The sequence below is a fragment of the Amycolatopsis rhizosphaerae genome, from assembly GCF_007713715.1.
Lineage (GTDB): Bacteria > Actinomycetota > Actinomycetes > Mycobacteriales > Pseudonocardiaceae > Amycolatopsis_E > Amycolatopsis_E rhizosphaerae.
In genome coordinates, this window is the sequence record NZ_VJWX01000003.1 from 1 (window position 1) to 23891 (window position 23891).

A 23891-nucleotide genomic window follows, 5' to 3' on the forward strand; every position below is an offset into this window, starting at 1 on the left:
TCTCCAACAATGTCAGAAAATCCGATCGACTCAAACAGTCAATCTCAAAGGAACCCACAAAGGGTTCAAATATACAAAGCTCTACTGGCTTAGTTCATTAGCACACTGTTGAGTTCTCAAACAACACGCAACCGCAGTTGCCTTCTGCTCTTGTTGTCAGGCCAGACTCTACCCCGAGTCGAATCTTCCGATTCAACCGGGGGGTGTCCAACCCGGCAGCCTGGTACCCCGCTCCTTTGGACTTTCGCCCGCCGGCCCGGTCTCCCTGGCGACGAAGAGAAGATTACACGGGCCGAAAACCCCCCTGGAACAGGGGGTCCCTTAAACACAAAACCGCTGATCAACGCCCTATCAGCGACTCCGACGGGCAACCGGCCACCGAATCCGCTCTCGCCGCGGAACCATCCATCGCACCGCAAGCCGCCGCGATGGCCGTTCGAATGAGCGAGTCAGGAGACGTCGCGGACGGTGTTGCGAAGCGTCCCGAGTTTGCCGACTTCGACTTCGACGACGTCACCGTCGACGATGAATCCCGGCGGCTCCATGAAGAGCCCGACACCGCCCGGCGTGCCGGTGACGATGACGTCGCCGGGGGCGAGCGGCGTGAACGTGGTGACGTATTCGATGATCGAGGGAATATCGTTGATCAGGTCGGCGACCCTGCCGCGCTGGCGTACCTCACCGTTGACCCGGGTCGTGAGCTCGAGTTCGGTGACATCGCCGACCTCGTCGGCTGTTACCAGACAAGGACCGAAGCCTCCGGTCCCCGGCCAGGTCTTGCCGGGCAGCCACTGACTGGCGGCACGCTGCCAATCGCGCACCGAGAAGTCGTTGTACACGGCATAGCCGGCGACGTGGTCGTAGGCCTCGGCCTTGGAGACCTGGTGCGCGGGCTTGGAGATGACCAGAGCCACCTCGCCCTCGTAGTCGAACTGCGCGGAGCCCGCCGGCTTGCGGGCGTCCTCGCCATGGCCCATCTGGCTGTCGGCGTAGCGGGCGAAGACGACCGGGGCCTGAGGAGCCGCCTTGCCGATCTCGTCCTGGTGGCTGCGGTAGTTGACCCCGATGCAGATGATCTTGCCGGGCTCCGGGATGACCGGAGCGAGCCGCACTTCGTCGAGCGCCACCGGGCGATCGGTGTAGTGGGCCAACGAATCGAGGGCGCCCGCTGCGATGGCTTCGGCAAGCGAAGGCGCTGTCGGGGTCGCGTCATAGATGGTCTCGGCGTCGAGACGCCCCCAGGCAATGCTGTGGTCGGCGCGGTAGTAGCTGACGAACTTGCTCATCGGGTTCCTGTTCAGTGGTGGGCGAGAGTGCGGGATCTCGGAGCATGGATCAGTCCGGTCGGGAGCGGTCATCGATGAAGGCGCGGAGGCGCTCGACGACGCGTTGCTCGCCGGCGGAATCGAATACCGCCGCGACGTAGCGGTCGGGACGTACCGCGACGAAGACCGGAAGGGTGCCGGTGCCGGAGGTGAGCACCGCGGTGGTCTCGGTGACCACGCTGTCGGCCGGCTCGCCGCCCGGTGCACGGACGCACAGCCGGTTCGCGCCGATCGCGTCCCAGTACGCGTCGACCGCCGCGTCGGGCGGACCTCCGATCTGCAGCAGCGTCCACCCGCGCCCGAGGTGGGCGTCGAGTCCGCGCTCGGCGCCGATGGCGTCGCGTACGACCGGTTGGCTCAGGGCGCGGCCGACCGTCACGGCGTCGAGGGTGACGCCGTGCGCGGCAACGGCGACTCCGGCGGAGTAGTCGGGTGGTGCGATGAAGCGCATGTTGGCGAGGAATTCGCGGACACGGGGGATCAGGCCGACCGTGCGGACGACGGTGTCGCGTAAGCGCGTGACGACCGGGTGGGTCGCCATGACGACCGCGCCGATGCGGCGCGAGACCCTCACCATCGCGGCTCCGTGGGTGCGGCGCTCGACCTCGTACGAATCCAGCAGCCGCTCGGTCGCACCGCCGCTGATCGCCTCGATCAGCTTCCAGGTGAGGTTGGTCGCGTCGCGGATACCGGCGTTCAGGCCCTGGCCCGCGAACGGCGGCATCAGGTGTGCGGCGTCACCGACGAGGAACGTGCGCCCCGCACGGTAGGCCCGCGCGACACGCTGGTGCGCGATATACACGGCCGCGCGGCGCACGTCATCCGGCGCCAGCTCGGCCCGGAAGCGCGGCACGACCAGCTCGCGGATCCGCTCCGGCGTCGTCATCTCCTCGGGGTCCTCGTCGTCGAAGAGCATGAACTCGATCCGTAGGCGTCCCTTGACGCCGGGCACGAGCACGTACGGCCGCTGCCCGTCGCCGTGGAATTCGGCGAACGGGCCCCGCGCGCGCGGCTCGTTGTGCAGATCGACGACGATCCACCGCTGCGGTTGGGTGGTGCCGGCCAGCTCGATCCCGACCGCCCGGCGGATGAAGCTGCGTCCGCCGTCGGCGCCGATCAGCCAGCCGGAGGTCAGAGTCCGTGTCTTCGCTCCGATGGTCACGGTCACGCTGGCCCCGTCGCCGTCCTGCGTGATCGCTGTTGCCTCGGCGCCGCGCAGGAATTCGAGTCCCTCGTGCGCGGCTGCTCGCTCCCACAGCAGCCGCTCCAGGATCGGCTGGTCGAACTGGGTCTTGGCGGGATGCCCCAGCCGGGACGCGACCGGCCTCGCTTCGAGCAGGAGGCGGTCCCCGAGCCCGAAGTAGCGACTGCCCGTGTCGAGCAGGGACTCGGCCTTGAGCGCGTCGGCCACACCGAGCTGTTCGAGGGTGCGGAACGACTCGTCCTGCAGGCTGATCGCGCGAGGCTGGTCGCCCGGTTCGGTCTCCTTCTCCACGAGCGTCGTACGCACACCCGCATCGGCGAGCAGGAGGGCGGCGACGAGCCCGATCGGACCGGCACCCACCACGAGCACGTCACGCCGCGCTGTCACGGCGTCGCCTCCGGTCGGGGGCGGAGCGTGAAGTCGGTGTCGAAGTCGGCGCCCCGGGTCAGCGCCCAGTACTCGAGATGGCTGTACGGCCATACCTGCGAGACCCGGCCGCGGGAGTTCTTGTACCAGGTGCGTACCTGCGGCTGCCCCCAGGCACACTCGGCATTGCCCTGGTCGATCCACGCGAGGAAGCGGTCCAGGGTCTCCTGCTTGACCTCGAGCGAGGCCGCCCCGCGGCGCAGCAACTGGTGGATCGCCTCGGTGGTGAACTCGACCCCGCATTCGATCATGAAGTGGAACTGGCCGTGCACGACGTAGTTCGTGTTGGGCCCCTGGATGAGGAAGAGGTTCGGGAAGCCGGGCACGGAGATGCCGGCCCAGGCCGTCGCATCACCGTTCCACTGCTCCTTGAGTGTCTGCCCGGACGGCCCGGTGACCACGATCGGGTCGAGGTAGTCGGACGCCTTGAACCCGGTCGCGTAGATCACGGCGTCGACCGGGTGCCGCTCGCCGTCGGCGGTGACGATGCCGTCCGGCGTGAACCGTTCGATCGGGGAGGTGACGAGATTGGTGTGCTCGCGGTGCAGTGCGTGCGCCCACACGCCGTTGTCGCGGAGCATGCGCTTGCCGCCGGGCGGATACGCGGGCACGACGACGTCGAGCATGTCGGGGCGGTCCGCCCACTGCTCGCGCATGATCGCGGTGAGTGCCTCACGCACCCGCAGGTTGGTTGCCGATACCGAGTCGGTGCGGTTCCACTCCGGATCGACCTTGACGGTGTGCAGCCGTCCCGTGCGCGCACCCCAGAACGCCTGGAACCGGAACCACTGCCCGTAGTGCGGGACGTGGTCGCTGAGCCAGGCCAGGGCCTGCGGTACCGGGTCGTGGTAGTTCGGGGCGGGAACCGTCCACGGTCCGGACCGCTGGAAGACGTCGAGGTGGGCGACCCGGTCGATGATGCCCGGGACGATCTGGTAGGCGCTGGCGCCGGTGCCGACCACGGCGACGCGCTTCCCGGTCAGGTCCACGCTGTGGTCCCACCGCGCGGAGTGCATCCGTACGCCGCCGAAGTCGTCCTGTCCGGGGATCTGGGGGATGTTCGGCTTCTCCAGCTGCCCGGTCGCGGCGATGACGGCGTGGAACCGCCGGTGCTGCTCGACGCCGTCGCGCCGTACGACGACCTCCCAGGTGGCCGATGCTTCGTCCCAGGTCATCGAGATGACCTCGGTGTCGAACTCGATGTGCTCACGCAGCTTGGCGCGATCGACGATCTCGACGGCGTACGCCTCGATCTCCGCGCCCTCGGCGTACGCGTTGGGCCAGTCGGCCCGCTGGGCGAAGGAAAAGCTGTAGCCGAAGGTCGGGGTGTCCAGACGTACTCCTGGGTAGGTGTTGGCCCACCAGGTGCCGCCGACCTCGGGGTGCTTCTCGAACGCGACGAACCGTACGCCCGCCTGCCTGAGCCGGTACATGGCTGCGATGCCGCTCATCCCGGTGCCGATGACCGCGACTTCGAAGTCACGGTCGGGTGCGACCTCGTCGATGTGCCAAGTCGGTGCTCCCGGACGCTGTGTGACCAGGTCGAGCTCGTGCATCATCAGTGCCGCATCCTCGGCACTGGCCCCGCCCGTAACGAAGTCGACAATGGTGCGTGCTTCCTCGGGCTCCAGCAGGCGAGGCCTGGTGAGCCGCTCATCGCGGACGCGCTTGAGCGCGGGCAGCGCGAGCTCACGCGCATGAGCCTGCGCGGCCTCGCTCATGCCGCCATGTGCAGGCGGGGTCGTGTCGACGGGAGGAAGCGGGGGGCGCAGCTCCGCCGGGATCAACGCGTGATCTCCGGTCAGGGCTGCCAACGCCGTGAGCAGCGACGGCAGGTCGGCCTCGGCGACGATGCGTTCGAGGAAGGCGTCGTCCTCCGTGATGGGCGTGTACTCGTCGCGCCAGTACACGTCGTCGATCTCGGCGGCCTCGCTCGGGTCGGGCATCAGCGCTCCATCGTGTTCGGGGTTCGATCAGGGATGTGCCGGGATCACGCGATGCAGGCGGCCTCGAAGACCTTGCCGAGTACGTCGCCGAGTTCCTGGGCGAGGCACTCGGCGGCGATCACATGGTCGGGGCGGACGATGACCGCGCCGACCGGGTGTGCGTCGAACCAGGCCTGCAGGCTCGACTCCCCACCGAGGTCGCCGACGACCGTGACGCCGGCCGCGGCGTGCTTGCGCGCCCACGGCAACTGTGTCGTCGGCACGACCTGCACGAGGTGGGCGCCGAGACGCTCGAGCACGGCGAGCCGCTCCCCCGGCAGGAAGGCCGTCGGGTCGTTGTTCCAGGTGATCACCCGCCAGCCCTGCCCGGTGGCCTCGTCGAGCAGCATCTCCACGCCGTCCGCGTCGGTGGCCCTCGGCTGCGGGAAGATCGAGCCGGCGAGACGCGGCACGTCACGAGCCGGCAGTGTCTTGAACGTCGGCAGCGGGGTGTGCACCACGACGCCCCGTTCGAACTTCGGCTGCGGCTTGAACGCCTGCCGCTTCTGGGCCTCCCGCTCCTCCGGGGTGCGGTTGGCGGCGAGCCGGTCGCGCTCGGCGGCCTTTTCGGGATCGTGGTCGGTCATCTCCTTCGCCATCCCGAGGGAGACGGCCACCATCTGCGTGACGTGGCCCCGCCGTTCGGTCTCGTACGTGTCCAGCAGAGCGTCGGTCGAGAGGCCCTTGAGAACGGCGGCCAGCTTCCAGCCGAGGTTGAAGGCGTCACGAATCCCCGAGTTCCAGCCCTGGCCGCCGACGACCGGCATGACATGGGCGGCGTCACCGGCGAGGAAGATCCGCCCATGGCGGAACCGCCCGGCGATACGGGCGTGGTGCCGGTACACGCGGCGGCGGATGATGTCGAGCTTGCCCGGGTCCGGTACGTGCGGGGCGAGCAGCCCGAAGATGAACGCGTCGTCGTCGACGAGGTCGGCGGTCTCGTGCTCGAAGAGTGTGAACTCCCAGCGCCGGATGCCGTGCGGCAGCGCGATGGAGGCGTAGCTGCGGGCCGGGTCCCCGCCGAAGACGGCGTGGGGCGTGCCGATCGGGTCGTTGGCGACGTCGATCACGATGCCGTCGGTCGGCCGGGTCTCGCCCTCGAACGAGATGCCGAGGCGCTTGCGGGTGGGTGAAGCCCCGCCCTCGGCGGCGACCCCGTACCGTGCGCGGACGGTCTCGCCGCCCGCGAGGGTGGCCACCACGCCGTCCGCGTCTTCGACGAGGTCGGTGACCTCGGCGCCGAACCGTACGGCGGCGTTCGGGAAGCGGTCCAGGCCGTCGAGCAGCACCTGGTCGACCAGCGGCTGCACGAATCCGTTGCGGCGCGGCCAGCCGAACTCACGCGTCGTCGGGTTCACTTCGGACAGGATCATCCGTTCCCCGTTGACCATGTAGATCTTCTGGTCGGGGATGGTGTGCGGAAGCACCTCGTCGACGAGCCCGGCGGTCTGCATCGCGCGCAGCGCCTCGTCGTCGACACCGACGGCCCGTGGGTAGTCGATCAGCTTCTCGCCCTGCTCGACGAGGAGGACTTCGACCCCCTGCTGCCCCAACAGGTTCGCGAGGGTGAGGCCGACGGGCCCCGCACCGATGACGACGACATCGACGGCGGTCTTGCTCATGCGGTGCTCCCAGAAGATCGTGCCGAGTCCAGCCCGGCGATGGTGTCGGCGAACGCACGGTTCAGCAGGACGAGGTCGATGCCGAGGGCCACGTAGTCGACCAGGCCGGCGGCGAACAGGCCGGCTGCGTACGCCGGCTGCCCCGAGTAGATGCCGAGGGTGACGCCGTGCGCCGTCGTCACCTCACGCAGGTGCGCGATCGCCTCCCGCACGGGGCCGTCCGCCCAGTCGCCCCGCCCGGGCAGTCCGTGGGAGACGGCCAGGTCGGCCGGGCCGATGTAGATGGAGTCCAGTCCCGGGGTCGAGATGATCTCCTCGGCCCGGTCCACGCCGGTCTTCGTCTCGATCTGGGCGATGGCGGATACGGCACGGTTGCCTGCCTCGGTGTACGAGGCGCCCTGGTACAGCGCCGGTCTGGACGGGCCAAGGCTGCGGTTGCCGACCGGGGGGTAGTGGACCGCGGCGACCAGCGCCTCGGCCTCGGCCCGGGATTCGATCGCGGGCGCGATGATGCCGCGGGCCCCGCTGTCGAGCAGCCGCAGGACCGGCGCGGGATCCAGCGAGCCCACCCGCGCGTACGAGTACGCGTTCTGACGCGGCAGCGAACGCAGGATCCCGCATGCCGCCTCCAGGCCCAGTTCGCCGTGCTGGAGGTCGAGTACCACCCCGTCGTAGCCGGCTGCCGCCGCCCACTCCGGCATCGAGAACGACGGCACCGACTGGTGGTACAGCACGGGGTTGCCGTCGCCGAGAGCCGCCTGCTTCACTGTGCCGGCCCCTCTCGCCCGGCCAGCCGCGCGGCGTGCGCCGCGGCCGCCTTGCCGCCGAAGACCGGCACGATCTCGCGGCGGGCGAACCGCCACTGCCCGTCGACCCTGCGGTACCGCTCGCGGAACTCGCCGACCGAAGCGGGCTGCGTCTGCGGCTCGTTGGTGTCGCGGAAGGTCAGGTACTGCACCGTGCCGTCGACCTCCTCGCCGTCCCACACGAGGCGGATCCCGCCGATGAAGTGCCGGCTGACGATGTCGGTCTGCTTGGCGCGCCTGGTACCCCAGGCCTTCATGGCCTCGCGGTCCATGTCGCCCAGTGGGCCGGCCGAGACGCCGTCCTCGGTGTACAGCTCCCAGGTGGTGTCCGCCCGGTTGTGGTCGAGGCGGTACAGCATCTCCGCGATCAGCTGCTCGATCTCGACGCGGGTCGTCGCGTCGACGGGGCGGTAGTCGCTCATGTTCAGCCTTTCGAATCCGCGGTCGCGACCACGCGACCGAGCCCGGTGATGGTGGCGACGCACTCGACGTCGGCGGGCCACGGCTCGATGTAGCCGATGGACCCGGACAGCAGCACCTCGCCGGCCCGCAGCGGTTCGCCGGTGCGGATCGCGGTCCCGGCCAGCCAGATCACCGCGTTGACCGGGTCCCCCAGCACGTTGCCGCCGACGCCGCGGGTGATCTCCGTGGCGCCGCCGGTGATGATCATCTCCACCTTGGTGAGGTCGACCTCGCCGTACGGGTGCTGCTCCTCGCCGAGCACGATGCCGCTGCAGCCGGCGTTGTCCGCGATGGTGTCGACGATCTGCCCGACCGAGCCGCCGTAGCGGAAGTCGACCACCTCGAACGCCGGTGTCACGTAGTCGATCGCGGCCTCGACGCCCTCGCGAGAGGCCTCGAGGATGTCGCTCTTCAGCACGAAGGCGACCTCGGCCTCGATCAGCAACCGGTTGTACTGCGACAGCGGCAGATGCGAGCCCGAGGGGTGCACCATGTCGTCGTGGATGATCCCGTAGTCGGGCTCATCGATACCCACGCGCTGCTGTACGAGGGGGTTGGTCAGGCCGACCTTGCGGCCCACCCGCTTCACCCCCAGCTCGCGCTCGCGGAGGGCGGCGAACTCGGCGGAGATCGCGTACGCCGCGTCGAGATCACGCTCGGGGAGCCGGGGGCTCACGTACGGCACGGTGTACACGCCGCGCTTCGCCTCGAACAGCTCGCGCGCGATCCGGTCGATGGTCTCCTTGGTGACACTCACTGCCGGTCCATTCCGCTCGCGTGCTTCTTCAGGAAGGCGACCGCCGCGGCGTTGAACTCCGCCGCGCCCTCCCACTGCGGCCAGTGCGCGGCCCCGCGGACCAGCAGGTACTCGCCGTCCGGCAGCAGCCCGCACAGCCGCTCGCCCTCGGCCTCGTCGCCGGTCGGCTCGTTGTCGGTCCACACCATCAGGGCCGGGACCGGCACCGCGGCGAAGTCTTCGTCCGTGACCCGGTTGCGCCACCGCCGCTCCGGCTCCCGCAGCGCGGACACGTTCGCCATGCTGAACCCGTCCCGGGCGTAGATCGCCTGGCGGACGCGTACCAGCTCGTCGGTGATGTTGTCCGGGTCGTGGATGACGACCTGCAAGCGCTTCTTCACGTTGTCGAAGGTCGGCTCGCTCACCGCCTGGGTGCTCACCGACTGCGTCTTGTCCAGCCGCGCTTCGGCGATCATCCGCCCGCCCGGCGCGGACAGGATCACCGTGTGCAGCCGCTCGGGGTGCTTCGGCGCGAACTTCAGTGCGAGCCACCCGCCCAGCGACTCGCCGGCGAGGTGCACACGCTCCAGCTCCAGCGTGTCGAGCAGCGCGAGCAGGTGCTCCTCGTAGTCGCGGATCTCCAGCGGATGATCTGCTGGCGAGGTGTAGCCGTGGCCGGGGTAGTCGTAGCCGACCACCCGGAAGCCCGCCTCGACGAAGGCGCGGACGTTCTGCGTCCACGCCTCGATGTGGCCGCTGGTGCCGTTGGCGAGTATGACCGTCTGCGCCCCGGGGCCCGCTCCGGTGAAGTCGAGGACCCGGGTGCGGTAGCCGCGCACGTCCACGTACCGCAGCGTGTGCTCCAGGTCCGCGATCTCCTCCCAGAAGGTCGCGAGGTGCCTCTTTCCTCCGCGGTTCACGCGGTCACCGCCGCCTGGATCGCGAAGCCGGCGCCCCACTTCTCGACCGCCCAGTAGTGGTCGACGGCCAGGCGGTACGGGCCCGCCGTGGACAGTGCCGCGTAGGCGGCGATCCAGCTGCGCATCTCGTGCGCGGCCGAGCCGCCCTCCGCCAGGAACCAGCCGTTCTCCCAGCCGTCCACCGGATCGAGGTCGCCGGAGCGGAGCACGTCGAGGACGAGCGTGTCCCATTCCTCGTTCAGCGGGTCGCTCGGGGCCTTGCCGTCGGCGATCGCCTGGATGCCCTTGACGATCATCTGCTCGCGCTCGTGCCGTTCCTCCGGCGAGGGCGCGTACCTGACCAGGCGCTCTTGCACGGTGTCGGGGGCACCCTCCCAGCGCGGGATCGGCGGGCTGTGGGAGATGCCGCCCGAGGCGAGGAACAGCACCTTCTTGTCCATCGCCTTGGCGGCCCGGCCGAACGCCTCCCCCATGAGGCGCACCCGCTGCATGGGGGAAAGCGGCAGGCCGATCGAGTTCACGAACACCGGCACGATCGGCTGCGTGAAATCCTTCCCGAACACGAAGTCGAGCGGCTGCACCACGCCGTGATCGACCTTCATCTGCTCGCTGCGGCCGATGTCGATGCCTTCACCCAGCACTGCCGTGTGGAAGGCCCGGGCGGCGCCGCCGTCGACGGGGAGCGGACCCGCGGTGGTGCCGTAGTCACCGACGCCTTCGGCGACCGCACCGATCACCCACGGTGTGATCAGCGAGTAGAGCTGGCCGTTGAAGTGGTCGGGCCCGAACACCACGACCAGGTCGGGGTCGTACTCGGCGACGAACCCCCTGACCTCGTCGATGGCGGCATTGATCTCGGCGAACGTCTCCCCGCCCGGGTCGACATTGCCGAAGGACGGTGCATGGGAGAGCGCTGCGACGGCCAGCGGCATGGCCTGTTTCCCTTCTCGAAAATGGTGGACGGCTGCTACGCGGACGTACCGGCGAGCTGGGCATCCGGTGCATCGGAGCGGCGCAGGCCCAGGTGCAGACCCACGACGCAGAGGCCGGTGACGAGCAGGGGCAAAGCGAAGACCGTGAAGGCCTCCCCCATCCCCATGCCCGCGTCGAAGGCCGCCCCGCCGAGGATCGGCGCCGCGATGCCGCCGAACCGGCCGACGCCGATGACGACGCCGAAACCGGTCGAGCGGGCCAGTGTCGGGTACAGCGTGGGGACGATCGCGTAGAAGGCGGCGGTGCCCGCGCAGACGAAGAACGAGGCCAGGAACAGGGTCCACCAGGCGGTCGGCATCCCCGGGCCGGCGATGCCGAACAGCGACAGGGCGGCGGTGGCCAGGAACAGGAAGACCGGGGCGAGGAAGCGGACGTTGAGCTTGCCGCCGAGGAAGCCGAAGAGCACGTTGCCGAGGATGCCGCCGATGCTGAAGGCGGTGACGAGCTGCGGGGCGAGTGCCGGTTTGTGGTTGGCGGACGCGACAGCGCTCGGTGCCCAGGTCGTCATGAAGTAGAAGCTGAGCATGTACGCGACGTACCCGACGACCATCAGCAGCGTGTAGAAGCCGGTCCGGCCGGTGAACACGGTGCGCAGCGAGCCCTTCGCCTTGACGCCCGTCGAGTCGGACTCCGGGAGCGCTTCGAGTGCGGGGCGGCGCATCTTCGTCAGGAGCGCGTTGAGCCGCTGCAGGGAGTCCCTGTGACGGCCCTCGGAAAGCCAGGCGAGCGATTCGGGGAGGAAGGCGAACGTGGCGACCGCGGCGATCGCGCTCATGCCGAATCCGACCCACCAGCCGAACTGCCAGCCGTGTGCGCCGAGCATCGGGCCGACGATCATGGAGCCGAGCAGCCCGCCGATGTTGATCGCGGCGGCGTAGACGGCCATCACCAGCGAGTACACGCGCTTGCCCGTGTACTCGGCGAGGATGACGCCGACCGCGGCCACCAGGGACCCGACGCCGATGCCGGTGATGATGCGGCTCACGACGAGGGGCCCGGTCCCGGTCTCCGGCGTCGCGAACGGGCCGATGAGCATGCCCACCGCAATCGTCACGGTGGAGATGACGCCCAACTTGCGTCTGCCGATGCGGTCGGCGAGCGGCGCGACGATGATCGAGCCCACGAGCATGCCGATCAGGGCGCCGGACATGACGAGTCCGAGCTCGGCCTTGGAGATCCCGAAGCCCTTCTCGACGTACGGGGCGGCGAACGACGAGAGCGAGACGTCGTAGCCGTCGAGTACGACCAGGGCGATCGCGACGCTGACGGCGCGGATCTGTAGGCCGCTCATCTTCTCTTGAGTGATCTGGTCATTGATCCTCATGAAGGTCTCTCTATCTCGGCTCGAGCGGACATGCGCCATCGCAGTGGCCCGCTGGGATGAGGTGGACCGCGCACCGGGTCGCGTTCCGTCAGAGCTAACCTAGAAGCAGGGTTCTAGAATCGCCATTACAATGACCACGGCCATCGCCGGTGTCAAGGGTTGGCGCCGATTTGGTAGAACTACTGCAGTCCGAGAGCAGCGAGGGGACCGATGACCACGAGGCGGAAGACCCGCCAGGCGTCCGAGTCGTCGAAGCGGGCGATTCTCGAAGCCGTGCTCTCGCGCGCGGTCGAGGCCGGGTACGAGGGCACCACCATGGCCGATGTCGCCGGCGCGTCCGGTCTGCCGATCGGATCGGTCTACTGGCACTTTCAGAACAAGGAGCAACTCTTCGTCGAGCTGCTCGACTACTGCTTCGAGGTCTGGAAGCAGGCCAACGCGTCCGTCGGTAGCATGCGCGACCTGCTACGACGCAGCATCAGCGAGTCGGCGGCAGCCTCGGCGAGCCTGGCCGAGCCGGCCGCCGCGTTCTGGAGCATCGGTCTCGTCTTCGCGTTCGAGCGGCGCCTGGAGGACAACCTCGCACGGCAGCGGTACCTGGCCATCCGCAAGGAGATGTTCCAGTTCGTCACCGGCCAGCTGCGGGCCTCGTACCCGGAGGTACCGGAGGATGTCGCGGAAGAGTTGGCGCACGACATGGCCGTCATGGGGCGCGCGCTCACCGACGGCTTCCGGGTAGCCGCGGCCGCCGGCGATGACATCGACTTCGCCCGGTACGCCGAGCTGGCTGCCGACGCGCTCGAGTCCCTGGTCTCCACCCGCCTGAAGGAGTACGCGCATGGCTGAGACCACCTCGTCCGCATCCGAGAAGGTCGCGATCATCGTCGGTGCCGGATCCGGAATCGGCGCCGCGTGCGTGCGGGAGTTCGCCGCGAACGGCTACCGGGTGGTCGCGATGTCGCCGTCGGGCCGGGCCCGAACCCTGGCCGAATCGCTCGGTGGCGCGGGTCTGGACGGCTCGAACACCAGCATCGAGGACCTTCAGGCGTGCGTCGACCTCACGGTGTCGCGGTACGGCCGGGTCGACGCGGTCGTCAACAGCAGCGGTCACGCGGCACGCGGGCCGGTACTTGAGATCACCGACGAGCAATGGTTCGAGGGCGTCGACCTCTACCTGCTGAACGTCGTGCGCATGGCCCGCCTCGTGACGCCCCACCTGATCGCCTCCGGCGGCGGCGCGATCGTGAACATCTCCACCGCAGGCGCCTTCGAGCCCAGCCCGATGTTCCCCGTCTCGGTGACGATGCGAGCGGCGCTGGCCTCTTTCACCAAGCTGTACGCCAACGAATACGGCCCGCAGGGCATCCGGATGAACAACGTGCTCACCGGGCTGACCAAGGACGACCCCAGCGTCGTCCCGGCCGGGTGGACGAGCGGCATCCCACTGCGTCGAGCGCAGAGCACCGCGGAGGCCGCCCGGGTCGTACGCTTCCTGGCCGGCGAGGAGTCGGCCTACATGACCGGACAGAACCTCCGCGTTGACGGCGGAGAGACCAAGTCGGTCTGAGCGCCTGTTGGCGCTCGCGAGGTGTTGCTGGCCGACTTCTCCATGTTGATCAGGTCCTTGAGGACCGGCGAGGTCGGCGGAGCCGAACAGTGCGAAGCCGACCGCGGCGCTCGGTTTGTCGGCGAGGACGTGCGCGAGAAAGCCCGCTATAGGGCTTTGTGCTCCTTCGAGTCGCCGACGCGGCGCGTTGAAGGCACCGTAAACTTGGAGCGCCCGTTTCACGGCGTCTCACCGAGCGGCCGCGACCGAGTTCACTGACACGTCGAGACGACATCGGAATTCCGGCCGGGGTCACTGCGACGGGACCGGTAGTCGTCCAGCAACCGGTAGAACAGTGCCAGCGGCTCTTCTTCCTCCGCGTGGTCTTCGATGGCCCGTGCCCACCCGCAGGCCATCGACCATCCGTGACGGGCTTGTACCCACTTGGCAAAGGCACCGCCACCCGCCGCGAAGACGAATGTGTCGTCGATTCCATGGACGGACAACGCCACGCCGTAACCATGGAGGATCAACTCAAGGTCCCGCAAGGACTTGATCCACATGCTCGGGCGCAGCCGGATCTGCTCCAGCAGATCGTAGAGATCCTGGCATTCCCCGACCGGTTTCACCCGCGGATCAGTTGACATGATCGGATATTACCGTCCGAGGTACCCAGCGGTCATGTCCGGCGGGGTGGTGTAAAGAGACTTATTGCTTGGAGACGAAGGTCACCGACCCCGCGCACCGGTTCTCCGTGGACGAACGCGGCCGCCGACTGCTACTCGAAGGCCTCGACACGGTCGGGGAAACACTTCGTTTCTCCTGCGGTATTCGGGTGGAGAAGGATCTCCACCCGAATACGACAACAGACCGATACCCGGCTCTGGTCGGTTCAGGAACGAAGGGTGCGCAGGCCGGCGCGGATTTCGCGGACCAGGATCTCGGGCTGTTCCAGGGCCGCGAAGTGTCCGCCCTTGTCGGCCTCGCCGTAGTGGATCAGATTGCTGTAGGTGTCTTCGATCCAGGTTCGTGGCAGGCGTGGGATGTCCCTGGGGAAGACGGTCACCGCGACCGGAAGCGTCAGCTTCGGGCCGGCGAAAGTGAGCGATCTGTTCTCCCAGTAGATGCGGCCGGACGACGCTGCGCTGTTGGTGAACCAGTAGAGGGATATCGCGTCGAGCATGTCGTCGATGCCGAGGGTGTCCTCGGCGAGCCCGTGGTTGTCGGTCTTGGACTGGAACTTCTCGTAGATCCAGGCTGCCTGACCAGCGGGAGAGTCCGCCAGGGCGAATCCGACAGTCTCCGGCTTCGTGCCCTGAAGGTGGTTCGACCCGCCGAGATCGCCGGTGTAGAGGGCGAGGGTCTCCACGGCGTGGCGCTGTTCGGGCGACAAGGTGTCGGGTATCTGCGCGGGAAAGGCGTACTGGGTGTTCAGATGAATTCCGACAAGCCCCTCGGGCTGCATGGCCCCGAGGGCGGTGGTGACGACGGCACCCCAATCGCCGCCTTGCGCGGCCCATCTCGTGTAGCCGAGACGCTTCATCAACTCCACCCACGCGCTGGCGATGCGCGATACGGTCCATCCGGTCTCCGTGGGCTTCTGGGAGAACCCGAACCCGGGCAGCGACGGGACGACGACGTCGAAGGAATCGGCGGCGTCTCCTCCGAACGAAATCGGATCGGTCAGCGGGCCGATCAGCTTCAGGAACTCGACGATCGAGCCCGGCCATCCGTGCGTGAGGATCAGCGGCAGCGCGTGGGGATTCTTGGACCTGACGTGGATGAAGTGGATGTCCAGCCCATCGATCCCGGTCAGGAACTGGGGGAAGCGATTGAGCTCGGACTCGAAGCGCCGCCAGTCGTAGCCACGCTCCCAGTAGTCGACCAGAGATCTGGCGTTCTCCACGCGCACCCCTTGCGACCAGTCGCCCACCGTTTCCGGATCCGGCCACCGAGTTCTGGCCAGTCGCTGCTTCAGGTCGTCGATCTGCGAATCCGGGATCGAGACGGTGAACGGGCGGACGAGGGCCGAGGTCGGCGGCGTCGGTGCGGTCATGGCCTTCTTCTCCTGAGCGTCGAAGCGCGGCGCAACTCTCCGTTGCACACTGGTGTGCAACCTACTTCATTGCACACCAGTGTGCAACAATGGTGTCGTGCCTGCCGAGTCCTCCCGTGCGCGCTCGATGAACGAGACACGCGATCGCATCCTCGACGTCGCCCTCGACGTGCTGGGAGAGAACCCCGACGCCGGAATGGGCGACATCGCCTCCGCTGCCGGCGTCGTCCGCCGCACCGTCTACGGCCATTTCCCCTCACGCCTGGACCTGGTCCGGACACTCACGGAACGGGCCGTCACCGAGATGACAGCCGTGCTCACCGAAGTCAACGCCTCCGACACGGAAGCGGACGCGACGTGGGTCGACTTCATCGCCCGCATCTGGCCGGTGGCCCACCGGTACCGAGTGCTGTTGGCGCTGCGCCGCGGCGAGTACGGCGAGGCGATCCACAGCCTGCTCGGGCCAGTCGATGAACTCCTCGCCGACCTCGTGCAACGAGGCCAGGACAGCGACGTGTTCGCACAGCACCTGCCGGCAGGCATTCTGAGCCAGCTCGCCTACGGCGCCGTGTTCGCCATCGCCGACAACGACCTCTCGAACGGAACCCTCGGCGCCCGGGCAGCGACGATCACGAGCCTGCTGATGCTGGGAGTTCCCGAGACGCGCGCACTCGCTCTCGTGGGCGACCAGCCCTGACCCTCAGCACACGACTCGCTGCAAGACATGATCGCCCTGGCGGTCGAAGAATTTCTGACGAGGCTCGCTGATCCCAAGGCGGGGAAGCTGTGAGTGGGGCACTCAATTGATCCGGTAGCGGGCGGCCAGGATGCGAGCCATGTCCGGGAACGAAATCTGTTCGCGGGCAAGGATGTAGCGGTTGCCCGCGGCCTGCGGTTTCGTCAATGCCAGCCGGTGCGCTACGGCCGCGTCTCGCACGTCCACGGTCGCGAACTCGGGTCGCGGCACGCCGGGCATCTCCCGAGCCGGCTTTGACCTGCAAAAAAAAGAGGATCCCCAGCGTATTGGTCTAATTCTCGTCGTACAGCCATCCCAGGTACCAGTCACGAAAGTGCGGGCCGGGCGTCAGCCCGCCGTCGCTCGCGCGGTCGTCGAACCACACCTGCCCGCGCGCGGGACCGGACAGGATCAGACGAAAGAACGCGCCGCAACCGTATTCGGCGATCACCAAAGAGCCGGCGACCCACTCAGGCGCGAAATACTCCTCGTCGCTCATCCGATCCAGAGAGTCCGGGCCGTTGGGATTCCAGGCCGTGACATGCGGAAACGGGGTAGCGAGGAGACCAGGGACCCAGCGGTCCTCGCGATCTCGTTCAGCAATGTCCGAGCCGTCCAGCCGAAAGAGTCCGTAGTACGGCCCCGCGCCACCGTCTCCGATCCCGACGAGGAAGGCACGATACGACTCAGGCAGCGTGACCTGGTGGCGCTGTTCGAACTCGATCACGGCGGACTCGCGCAAAGGCGCACCAAACCGATAACGGTGTTTCGAGGCACCGAACACCACACACCCCGCATCAGCCGCCGCCATGCCGGAGAGCCGATCACGAACTTGGGTCACATCCCACACACCCGGCTCCTTCTCACCACACCCGGACCCCAAAACGATCCCGAACCCAAACGGTAAACGATCCTGCGCACGAACGGGTGTGCGCACGAAGAGAACCTCCTGACCCGGGCCGATACCCATGTCAGCAGACTCTTCCACGACCGTCGATTTTCAACCGCATTGCATCGTGAATCTCGCCCGGTCGAAACGACCGGCAGCGAGGTCATCACGCCGGATGAGCCAGTAGAGTGCTCCCGCGTCTCCCCACAACATCTCGCCATCACTGTCGAACTGGGCAAGAAGCACCCACCGGGCAGCTTCCTCGGCAAACCGCGGATCACCCCAGGGAACCCCATCCAGGACCAGGCCCGCGATTTCACTCTCCGCGGCACCCTGCCACGGATCGGAAAACCCGCCGACCTGATGATTGGGCCACCGGCCCTCATCGACCTGGTAGACGACCTCACAGAACACATCAGTGCCGGCATATCCGTTCACACTGAGACCATCAACGGCCTCAGCCAACGACAGCCCGCCGGGCACGCTGACCTGGTCGAGCAGAATGTGCTCCCGCTGCGGCCCCGTCATCATCGGCACCCCAGCCAGATCAACACGGGGATAGGGCCGCAACCCCGGCGGCGCGGACCGCTCCCGCACCGCCACCCCGTCCGGAATGAAGACCACTTGGGCACCCTCAGGCTGATCGGGCTCCGCCATGTCGAGCCAAGGATCGTCGTGGTCGAGTTGGTAACGCCCGTCGAAGTAGAAGAACAACAGGCGCCCGGCAGCAGGAAGGGGAATATCGAGCGCCTCCCGGGGCAAGCTCCCGCAGTCCAGACTCGCCACGTGGGTGAGTGGCCCAACGTCCGGCCATACCGGCCACGGCATCCCCACCGGCAACGACGGATTACCCCCCAAGTGGCCCACAGCCACCCCACTGCCAACAGCGATGAGACGGACCGCGGGACGGAACAACGCGATCCAGGCCTCAGCAACCGCGTCCGGCAGTTGTCCACGCGCAAGCTCAACGAGCCGATCTTCATGTCCGGGCACTCCCGCATCCTGCCAGGCAACCGCCCGACCACCAGCGACTCCCCTCGACCGCTCCCCCAATCGATCAGCAACGCTGGAAACACCGTTGCTGAGACCCACGCGCCCCGCGTGAACAGGCGGCTCAGGGGTACGTGGGGGCGAACAGCCCCGCTGTTCCAGGTCCAGCCGGGTCACCGAGATCGCCCATCCTGCGGATGGTGGAGGTGATGTAGGGCGATCACCGCTCCTGGTGCTCGGGATCATCGTGGCCGATCGGATTGCCACCGATCATCAGCCATTCCGAGCAGCCGTGGAACGCCTCGGCCTTGTTCGTGACCGCGATGATCTGCTCCCGTGGCCGCAGAAGGCACGGTGGAGCGTCGCAATGAAAGCGGGCCGCTGGTGCACCCAGGCCGGTGTCGTGCCCACCCAGTCACGGCACCACACCGGCTGTTCAGAAAACCTTACCTGTCAGGGAATTACGCGGTTGCGCAGGTTGTTCGGGTACGGGCCTTCACCATGGATACGCAGTTCATCGGCGACGTCGAAGCTGTAGAACGGGTGCGAGCTGAAATAGCCGCCAAGGTCCGTGATGCTGCTCATGAAGCAGATACCGTCGGCGCCACCCGCGGAACGAGGACCGTTGCACAGGCTGAGCGTCGGGTACTTGAAGCCGTCAAGCGGCCGGAGCCCGGATCCGCCGGGGCCGGAGACCGGGATGTGCCCGATGAGGCCGCCCGGGTCGCCTGGCCAGTTGGACTCCTGCGACTGACGGCGACCGTCCGAGAACAGGATGCCCTGGATGTTCCGCCCAGGCGGCTCGGTCTCCAGCACGGTGCCCGCGACGAGCGCGCCGAGGCTGAACCCTGCGATGTACACCTTCGTGCCGAGGTCGCAATTGGACTTCACGTACAGGTTGTACAACGCGGTGCGCAGGTTCGCGACGCCGGCGTCGACGTCAGTGTAGAGGTTGATGTCGGTGGCCGAGTTGGGATACGGGATGCGGACCGGATTCGCCCCCGCGGGGGCGTGGTCCAACATCTCATGGCCCCCGTCCTGGTAACCCGGAATCACGAACATGATCGGCCCGCACGCGTTTGCCGCGCGAGCCGGCGCGGCGCTCGCGGTAGCGGTACACGTCATGGCGAGCAGACTCCAGAGCATCAGCACCGCTGCCGCGGTGCGCCACCCTCGCCTGAAATACATGAGCCCCCTTCACTTTCTGCTCGTTGTGAGCAATTCTTGGACGTACCGCACAAGGGTGATCCCGGCCGATTAAATTCTCGTGAAATGCAGGCGCTTTCCGGCAAGCCGGCAGTGACCCCGGCGAAACGGTTGCCACGATGGAGCTGTTCAAAGGCGCCATCGGCTTGGTCAAGAACCCGGCCGGTCATCGGAGAGCCGACCTCACGATCCCGCCGAAGCGGCAGAGATCGTTCTACTTCCAGACCTATTCCTTCGGCTCCAACCGGAGGACGAGGCCGCCGCCCGCGAGGCCGCGGCGAACCCGTGGTCCGAGTTCGGCGGCAGGCCAGTGGTCACCGCAGGTGGCGGCGAGCGCGTTCAGGACGGGCTTCCAGCACATCATCCATCGGGCGCCCCCGGGGCCGGAGCCAGTCTTACCTGCTGCAAAAAACTACGCAAACACACCTTGTCGGCGCTCGTGGACATCGTCTGCCGCGACGCCGTACACCTCGGCCAGGTGTGCGGCGATCTCCCCCGTGGTCTAACCCTTCGCGGCCAGGGAGATCACCATCTCATCGATCCCGGTGAGGCGTTTCTGTCATCGCACGAGGCGGCGCCTCGACACCTCCGGCCACGGCGGTCAGTCCGGTCTGCCGCTGCATCCGCGGCCGGGATTCAGCAGGTTGTTGCGGGCAGCGATCGCCACTGCTTCGAGCTTTGAGTGGGCGTCGAGCTTGGTGAGCACGCGTTGCACATGGTTGCGCACCGTGTTGACACTGAGGTGCAACTCGTCGGCAATGCCTTGGTTGGACAGGCCGGCACTGATCAGGTCGAGAACGTCGACCTCGCGGCGGGTCAGATCGCCTCCGACCGACGGGGGCCGCCGACCGACCAGACCGCCGGCCACGTCGGGCGAGATCGGTGTCTCGCCCCTCAAGACTGCCCCGACCGCCGCGATGACAGCGGCCACGTTCTGTCGCTTCGTGACGAAACCGTCACAGCCGGCGTCCATTGCCTCTTGCAGCACGCTGCGTTGGTCGGCGGCGGTCAGCATCAGCACGCGGGTCCGCGGCGCACGTCGCCGGACGGCCGCAATCCCGCTGGCCCCGCTCTCGGCCGGCAGGTGGTGGTCGAGGACAACGATGTCGGGCGAGGTGGCGGCGACGGAGTCGAGCGCCTCGGCGAGAGTCCCGCAGCACCCGATGACGTCCATCCCGCTTGCTGTCAAGGCCTCCCCGAGCAGCTCGGCGAAAACCGGGTGGTCGTCCACGAGCAGCACGGTCGGCGCCGCTCGCGATGTTACGGTCTGAGCTACGGCCGGGGGTATCCCCCGCGCCGCCGGCTCGCTGCGCAGGTTACGACGAGGTGACATGTCATGCACGAGATCCTCCGGTCCGACGTCGCCACCGGGTTCGCCCCGGAGGAAGTCCGAGTGGTCCGCGTCGGCGAGGTCCCGTCGTTGCGGCAGTCGTCGCCGGATCTTCCCATTGTTGCGCTGGTCCGGTCGAGTTCACCGGGCGAAATTATCGCGGCGCAGCTGGCCGGAGCCGATATCGTCCTGGCCTGCGCCGACGGGGAAAGGCCCGCACCGGACGATCTGGCGGCCGCGTGCGCGGCTGCCAGAGTGCTGGCCGCCAGGGCAGCCGTCCAGCGCGGTGAGACGCGACGCGCGGCCCATGAGATCGCAGGCAACGCTTCCGCGGTCTCGATGGCTGCCCAGCTTCTCGCTGCCGAGGTGCCCACGAAGTCTTTGCAACTGCAGACACTGGCGGACCAGGGTGCCGAACTCGCATGGCGTGCCGGGCGAGCGGCCCGATCCGGTCGTTCACCATTGGTGCAGCTGGACCTAGTCGCGGCAGTCCGCTCACTGTGCCGGAATTCGCGCCCCGGCGAGGTGGTGCCCACGGTCGATGCCGTCGATTGCCGGTCCGTCCGAGTGCTGGTGGACCGGCTCAGGTTCGCGCGGGCGATCACGAGTGTGCTGGACAACGCGCGACGGGCCGGCTCGACCTCCATCGAAGTACGGATAAGCCGCGGCTCGCCCGATCGGAACACGGTGGAGCTCACGGTGACCGACAACGGTCAGGGTCTGCCGGGCGATTGGGACGAGGGCACCGCGCTACGGCCGTTCACCACCGGCTGGGCAACTCCTGGCGACGGACTCGGACTGACCGAGGCCGCGGAGTTCGCCGCTGATCACGGCGGCACCCTGACGGTCGAATCCCGCGCGTGCGCGGCGGGGTCCGTGGTGCGGTTGCAGCTACCTGACGCAACGCCACACTCCCGGGGCCAGCGGGCCCCGATCGCCTCGCCGTCTTCGGACGGTGACTGGGCGATCGCCCGGATTCTCGAAGGCATCGCACGTCGCGATCCGCTCGAACACAGCCTTCAGGCACTGATCACGGCGATGGAACAGCACCTGCCGGGGAGCACCTGCTCGATTCTGCTGCTCGACCAGTCGGCCAGCACATTGCACCACGGTGCAGGTGAGCGCCTCCCGGCACCGTACCGCGCGGCGATCGACGGAGTGCGCGTCGGCCCCTTCGCCGGCTCGTGCGGCACGGCCGCTTTCACTCGCAGTGAAGTCATCGCGGCCGACATCGGTACCGACGAACGGTGGATCGACTACCGTGCCATCGCGTTGCCTCATGGGCTCAGGTCGTGCTGGTCGACACCGATTCTCGACGTCGATCGGGGGATCGTCCTCGGTACGTTCGCGGTGTATCACGCGGTCAGCTGGGTGCCCGACGCAGCGGCGACGGAACTCGTCCAGCGCCTGACCCACGTGGCCGCGATCGCGATCGGTACCGCCGAGCTGTACGAACACCTGCTCGAGAGTGAGGCACGATTCCGCAGTACCTTCGAAACGACCGGACTGGGGATCGCGCTGGTCAACCTGGACGGTCACATTCAGCAGGCGAACGCGGCGTTCTCGGCCATGGCCGGCCGGGCAGTCACCGGTCTGCGGCTGGCCGACGTGGTGGATCCCGGCGACGCGCGGGCGGTCGCGGCGGCGATGTCGGCCATGTCGGATCGGCAGTCGGGGCCCGGTGTGCCCGGCGACCGGCTGCCCTCCGCGGAAGTGCGGGTTTGGGTTGCCGGGCAGGAGGAGCCGCTGTGGGCAGCGCTGAGCGGATCGCTCATCCGCGGCCGCGACGGCGATCCGCGACACTTCTGCGTGGAACTGTTCGACCTGACCGAGCGCCGGCGGGTGGCCCAGGCATACCAGGACCGGGCGATTGCCGAGGCCGCCAACCACGCGAAGAGCGAGCTGCTCGCCTTGGTCAGCCACGAGCTGCGGACACCGCTCAACGCCGTCATCGGGTTCGCGCAGCTCCTCAGCGCGAACAGGTTGACCAAACAGCAGGAGCGAGAGGGCGTGGGCCACATCCTGAGCGCTGGGCGGCATCTCCTGAGGCTGATCAACGACCTGATAGACCTGACCGGCGCGGAGAGCGGTCAGCTGCGGCTTACGCCAGAACCCGTCGCACTGTCGCACGCCGTGCGCGAGGCATTGGAGATCGTCGCCGGGCTGGCCGACGAACGATCCGTCAAGCTGAGCGGTCCCGACGACGTACCGGAGGAATGGGCCGAGGCGGATCCCCAACGGCTGCGCCAGGTTCTGCTGAACCTGATCGGCAACGGCATCAAATTCACCCCCGCGGGCGGACGAGTGACGATCGGAGTCGAGCGGGGCGCGATCGTGGTGACGGACACCGGGCCCGGCATTGCTCCCGAACAGCTCGAACAGCTTTTCCTGCCCTTCCACCGCGCGAGCGAGACAGGCGCTGAGGGGTCGGGACTTGGCCTGGCCCTTTCGCAGCGGCTGACTGCGGCGATGGGCGGGCATCTCACGGTTGCCAGCGAACTCGGCGTCGGCAGTACCTTCCGGGTGGAACTGGCCGCGTGTGCGCCGAAGCACGCCAACCCGGCACGAACCCGAGATGCGGTCTCGGATCACGAACCTCGGGGGCGCGTCCTCTACCTCGAGGATGATCCGGCGAGCCGGCTGCTGCTCTCGTCGGCCCTGTCTCGGTGGCCGACGGTAACGCTCGACCTGGCGGCCACGTGCGCGGAAGCGCGGTCGCTGCTCGCGAAGAGCCCGGCCGACCTGCTGCTGATCGACATCGGACTGCCCGACGGCAACGGTTGGGAGTTCGTGCAGGAACTTGCCGCCCATGCGAACGGACATCTCCCACCAACGCTCGTCGTGACGGCAGGCCCCCGCACTGCGCCGCCGGCTTTGGCTGACGTCGAAGTCTTCGGCAAACCGTGGGTGGTCGACGAGATCCTCGGGGCGATCAGCCGTCGGCTGACGTCGAGCGCGCCGAGCTGACCGCGACCAGGATCGCCAGGAACTCGGTGATATCGAAGGGTTTGGGCAGACACGCGTCGGCGCCGGCCGCCCGCGCTCGTTCCAGATCCTCGACGCTGGTCACGCCGGTCAGTGCCACGACCGCGACGCGGTCGTGCGCCGGGTCCGCCCGGATCTTGCTGATCAGGCGGTACCCACCGTCTCGCCGGGCGCCCATGAGAAGGTCGGTGACCACGACCGCGGGGGGCGTCCCCTCAGCGAGCAGCCGCAGGCCCCCAGTGACGTCGACGCTCGTCCGCACCCGGTGGCCTGCCGACTCCATGACCAGTCTCAGCAATGCCAAGCCTGCGGCGTCGTCGTCGACGGCGACCACGTCCATCTCCGGCCAC

22 protein-coding genes are annotated in these 23891 nt (G+C 68.0%); 4 read left to right on the forward strand and 18 right to left on the reverse strand.

All coding sequences use genetic code 11. The features are described 5' to 3' along the window. Positions 1–449: 449 nt before the first annotated feature. From FNH05_RS00615 to FNH05_RS00660, 10 genes are read right to left on the reverse strand one after another with little or no spacing between them, the layout of a single operon-like run. A complete protein-coding gene (locus FNH05_RS00615; protein ID WP_144584770.1) occupies positions 450–1286 on the reverse strand; it encodes a fumarylacetoacetate hydrolase family protein in 837 nt (278 codons plus the stop codon). A 49-nt stretch (positions 1287–1335) separates the two neighbouring features. Then, positions 1336–2916 carry an FAD-dependent monooxygenase gene (locus FNH05_RS00620; RefSeq protein WP_186382293.1) on the reverse strand — a complete coding sequence of 527 codons (1581 nt, stop codon included), beginning with the start codon at positions 2914–2916 and terminating at the stop codon, positions 1336–1338. Continuing rightward, the gene (locus FNH05_RS00625; protein WP_144584774.1) at positions 2913–4901 is read right to left on the reverse strand and encodes a flavin-containing monooxygenase; all 1989 of its coding nucleotides are present in this window, start codon (positions 4899–4901) and stop codon (positions 2913–2915) included. The genes FNH05_RS00620 and FNH05_RS00625 overlap by 4 nt, the downstream gene beginning before the upstream one ends. Before the next feature lie 44 nt (positions 4902–4945). Continuing rightward, the gene (gene mhpA, locus FNH05_RS00630; protein ID WP_144584775.1) at positions 4946–6562 is read right to left on the reverse strand and encodes a bifunctional 3-(3-hydroxy-phenyl)propionate/3-hydroxycinnamic acid hydroxylase MhpA; all 1617 of its coding nucleotides are present in this window, start codon (positions 6560–6562) and stop codon (positions 4946–4948) included. After that, a complete protein-coding gene (locus tag FNH05_RS00635; protein ID WP_144584777.1) occupies positions 6559–7329 on the reverse strand; it encodes an HpcH/HpaI aldolase family protein in 771 nt (256 codons plus the stop codon). The genes mhpA and FNH05_RS00635 overlap by 4 nt, the downstream gene beginning before the upstream one ends. After that, positions 7326–7790, reverse strand: a complete 465-nt coding sequence (locus FNH05_RS00640; protein WP_144584779.1) for a nuclear transport factor 2 family protein — start codon at positions 7788–7790, stop codon at positions 7326–7328. Before FNH05_RS00640 ends, FNH05_RS00635 begins: the two co-directional genes overlap by 4 nt. 2 nt (positions 7791–7792) lie before the next feature. Further along, positions 7793–8587: a 2-keto-4-pentenoate hydratase gene (locus tag FNH05_RS00645; RefSeq protein ID WP_144584781.1), complete on the reverse strand. Its 795-nt coding sequence runs from the start codon at positions 8585–8587 to the stop codon at positions 7793–7795. Further along, positions 8584–9486 (reverse strand): alpha/beta fold hydrolase, encoded by a 903-nt coding sequence (locus FNH05_RS00650; RefSeq protein WP_144584783.1) that lies wholly within the window; start codon positions 9484–9486, stop codon positions 8584–8586. The genes FNH05_RS00645 and FNH05_RS00650 overlap by 4 nt, the downstream gene beginning before the upstream one ends. Further along, positions 9483–10418: a 3-carboxyethylcatechol 2,3-dioxygenase gene (locus tag FNH05_RS00655; RefSeq protein WP_144584785.1), complete on the reverse strand. Its 936-nt coding sequence runs from the start codon at positions 10416–10418 to the stop codon at positions 9483–9485. Before FNH05_RS00655 ends, FNH05_RS00650 begins: the two co-directional genes overlap by 4 nt. 35 nt (positions 10419–10453) lie before the next feature. Then, positions 10454–11803, reverse strand: coding sequence for an MFS transporter (locus FNH05_RS00660; RefSeq protein WP_144584787.1), 1350 nt, complete (start codon positions 11801–11803; stop codon positions 10454–10456). Positions 11804–12013: 210 nt separating this feature from the next. Here FNH05_RS00660 and FNH05_RS00665 point away from each other — a divergent pair, with 210 nt between their 5' ends. Together FNH05_RS00665 and FNH05_RS00670 are read left to right on the forward strand one after the other, a co-directional pair. Continuing rightward, positions 12014–12649, forward strand: a complete 636-nt coding sequence (locus tag FNH05_RS00665) for a TetR family transcriptional regulator (RefSeq protein WP_144584789.1) — start codon at positions 12014–12016, stop codon at positions 12647–12649. Beyond that, complete coding sequence (locus FNH05_RS00670) at positions 12642–13370, forward strand: SDR family oxidoreductase (RefSeq protein ID WP_144584791.1); 729 nt, start codon at positions 12642–12644, stop codon at positions 13368–13370. The genes FNH05_RS00665 and FNH05_RS00670 overlap by 8 nt, the downstream gene beginning before the upstream one ends. Positions 13371–13621: 251 nt before the next feature. Here the strand turns inward: FNH05_RS00670 and FNH05_RS00675 are convergent, their stop codons facing one another. Together FNH05_RS00675 and FNH05_RS00680 are read right to left on the reverse strand one after the other, a co-directional pair. Further along, complete coding sequence (locus tag FNH05_RS00675; RefSeq protein ID WP_222426466.1) at positions 13622–13996, reverse strand: hypothetical protein; 375 nt, start codon at positions 13994–13996, stop codon at positions 13622–13624. A 245-nt stretch (positions 13997–14241) separates the two neighbouring features. Then, positions 14242–15405: an epoxide hydrolase family protein gene (locus tag FNH05_RS00680; protein WP_144584792.1), complete on the reverse strand. Its 1164-nt coding sequence runs from the start codon at positions 15403–15405 to the stop codon at positions 14242–14244. A gap of 97 nt (positions 15406–15502) precedes the next feature. Between FNH05_RS00680 and FNH05_RS00685 the strand changes: the two genes are divergently transcribed. Beyond that, positions 15503–16102, forward strand: a complete 600-nt coding sequence (locus FNH05_RS00685) for a TetR/AcrR family transcriptional regulator (protein ID WP_144584794.1) — start codon at positions 15503–15505, stop codon at positions 16100–16102. 102 nt (positions 16103–16204) lie between these two features. Here FNH05_RS00685 and FNH05_RS37700 read toward each other — a convergent pair whose 3' ends face one another. The 5 genes from FNH05_RS37700 to FNH05_RS00705 all read right to left on the reverse strand — a co-directional run bounded on the left by FNH05_RS37700 (position 16205) and on the right by FNH05_RS00705 (position 20457). Beyond that, complete coding sequence (locus FNH05_RS37700; protein WP_186382294.1) at positions 16205–16372, reverse strand: hypothetical protein; 168 nt, start codon at positions 16370–16372, stop codon at positions 16205–16207. 61 nt (positions 16373–16433) lie between these two features. Beyond that, entirely contained in the window at positions 16434–16991 is a 558-nt protein-coding gene (locus FNH05_RS00690; RefSeq protein WP_222426467.1) for an SMI1/KNR4 family protein, read from the reverse strand. A 150-nt stretch (positions 16992–17141) separates the two neighbouring features. Further along, the gene (locus FNH05_RS39680) at positions 17142–18266 is read right to left on the reverse strand and encodes a YwqG family protein (protein WP_144584796.1); all 1125 of its coding nucleotides are present in this window, start codon (positions 18264–18266) and stop codon (positions 17142–17144) included. Positions 18267–18473: 207 nt separating this feature from the next. After that, the gene (locus FNH05_RS00700; protein WP_246127399.1) at positions 18474–19166 is read right to left on the reverse strand and encodes a hypothetical protein; all 693 of its coding nucleotides are present in this window, start codon (positions 19164–19166) and stop codon (positions 18474–18476) included. Between the two features lie 661 nt (positions 19167–19827). Next, the gene (locus tag FNH05_RS00705) at positions 19828–20457 is read right to left on the reverse strand and encodes a response regulator transcription factor (RefSeq protein WP_186382295.1); all 630 of its coding nucleotides are present in this window, start codon (positions 20455–20457) and stop codon (positions 19828–19830) included. 162 nt (positions 20458–20619) lie between these two features. Between FNH05_RS00705 and FNH05_RS00710 the strand changes: the two genes are divergently transcribed. Then, a complete protein-coding gene (locus FNH05_RS00710) occupies positions 20620–23523 on the forward strand; it encodes an ATP-binding protein (protein ID WP_186382296.1) in 2904 nt (967 codons plus the stop codon). On the opposite strand, the gene FNH05_RS00715 is transcribed toward FNH05_RS00710, so the two are convergent. Continuing rightward, positions 23489–23881, reverse strand: coding sequence for a response regulator (locus FNH05_RS00715; RefSeq protein WP_144584804.1), 393 nt, complete (start codon positions 23879–23881; stop codon positions 23489–23491). The genes FNH05_RS00710 and FNH05_RS00715 overlap by 35 nt on opposite strands. Positions 23882–23891: the final 10 nt, after the last annotated feature.

Coding starts and splice junctions, on each gene's coding strand:
- FNH05_RS00675 (WP_222426466.1), bottom strand. CDS start 13,996: ATGTCAACTGATCCGCGGGTGAAACCGGTCGGGGAATGCCAGGATCTC.
- FNH05_RS00640 (WP_144584779.1), bottom strand. CDS start 7,790: ATGAGCGACTACCGCCCCGTCGACGCGACGACCCGCGTCGAGATCGAG.
- FNH05_RS00655 (WP_144584785.1), bottom strand. CDS start 10,418: ATGCCGCTGGCCGTCGCAGCGCTCTCCCATGCACCGTCCTTCGGCAAT.
- FNH05_RS39680 (WP_144584796.1), bottom strand. CDS start 18,266: ATGATCCCGAGCACCAGGAGCGGTGATCGCCCTACATCACCTCCACCA.
- FNH05_RS00615 (WP_144584770.1), bottom strand. CDS start 1,286: ATGAGCAAGTTCGTCAGCTACTACCGCGCCGACCACAGCATTGCCTGG.
- FNH05_RS00700 (WP_246127399.1), bottom strand. CDS start 19,166: ATGCTCTGGAGTCTGCTCGCCATGACGTGTACCGCTACCGCGAGCGCC.
- FNH05_RS00715 (WP_144584804.1), bottom strand. CDS start 23,881: ATGGACGTGGTCGCCGTCGACGACGACGCCGCAGGCTTGGCATTGCTG.
- FNH05_RS00665 (WP_144584789.1), top strand. CDS start 12,014: ATGACCACGAGGCGGAAGACCCGCCAGGCGTCCGAGTCGTCGAAGCGG.
- FNH05_RS00625 (WP_144584774.1), bottom strand. CDS start 4,901: ATGCCCGACCCGAGCGAGGCCGCCGAGATCGACGACGTGTACTGGCGC.
- mhpA (WP_144584775.1), bottom strand. CDS start 6,562: ATGAGCAAGACCGCCGTCGATGTCGTCGTCATCGGTGCGGGGCCCGTC.
- FNH05_RS00660 (WP_144584787.1), bottom strand. CDS start 11,803: ATGAGGATCAATGACCAGATCACTCAAGAGAAGATGAGCGGCCTACAG.
- FNH05_RS00680 (WP_144584792.1), bottom strand. CDS start 15,405: ATGACCGCACCGACGCCGCCGACCTCGGCCCTCGTCCGCCCGTTCACC.
- FNH05_RS00670 (WP_144584791.1), top strand. CDS start 12,642: ATGGCTGAGACCACCTCGTCCGCATCCGAGAAGGTCGCGATCATCGTC.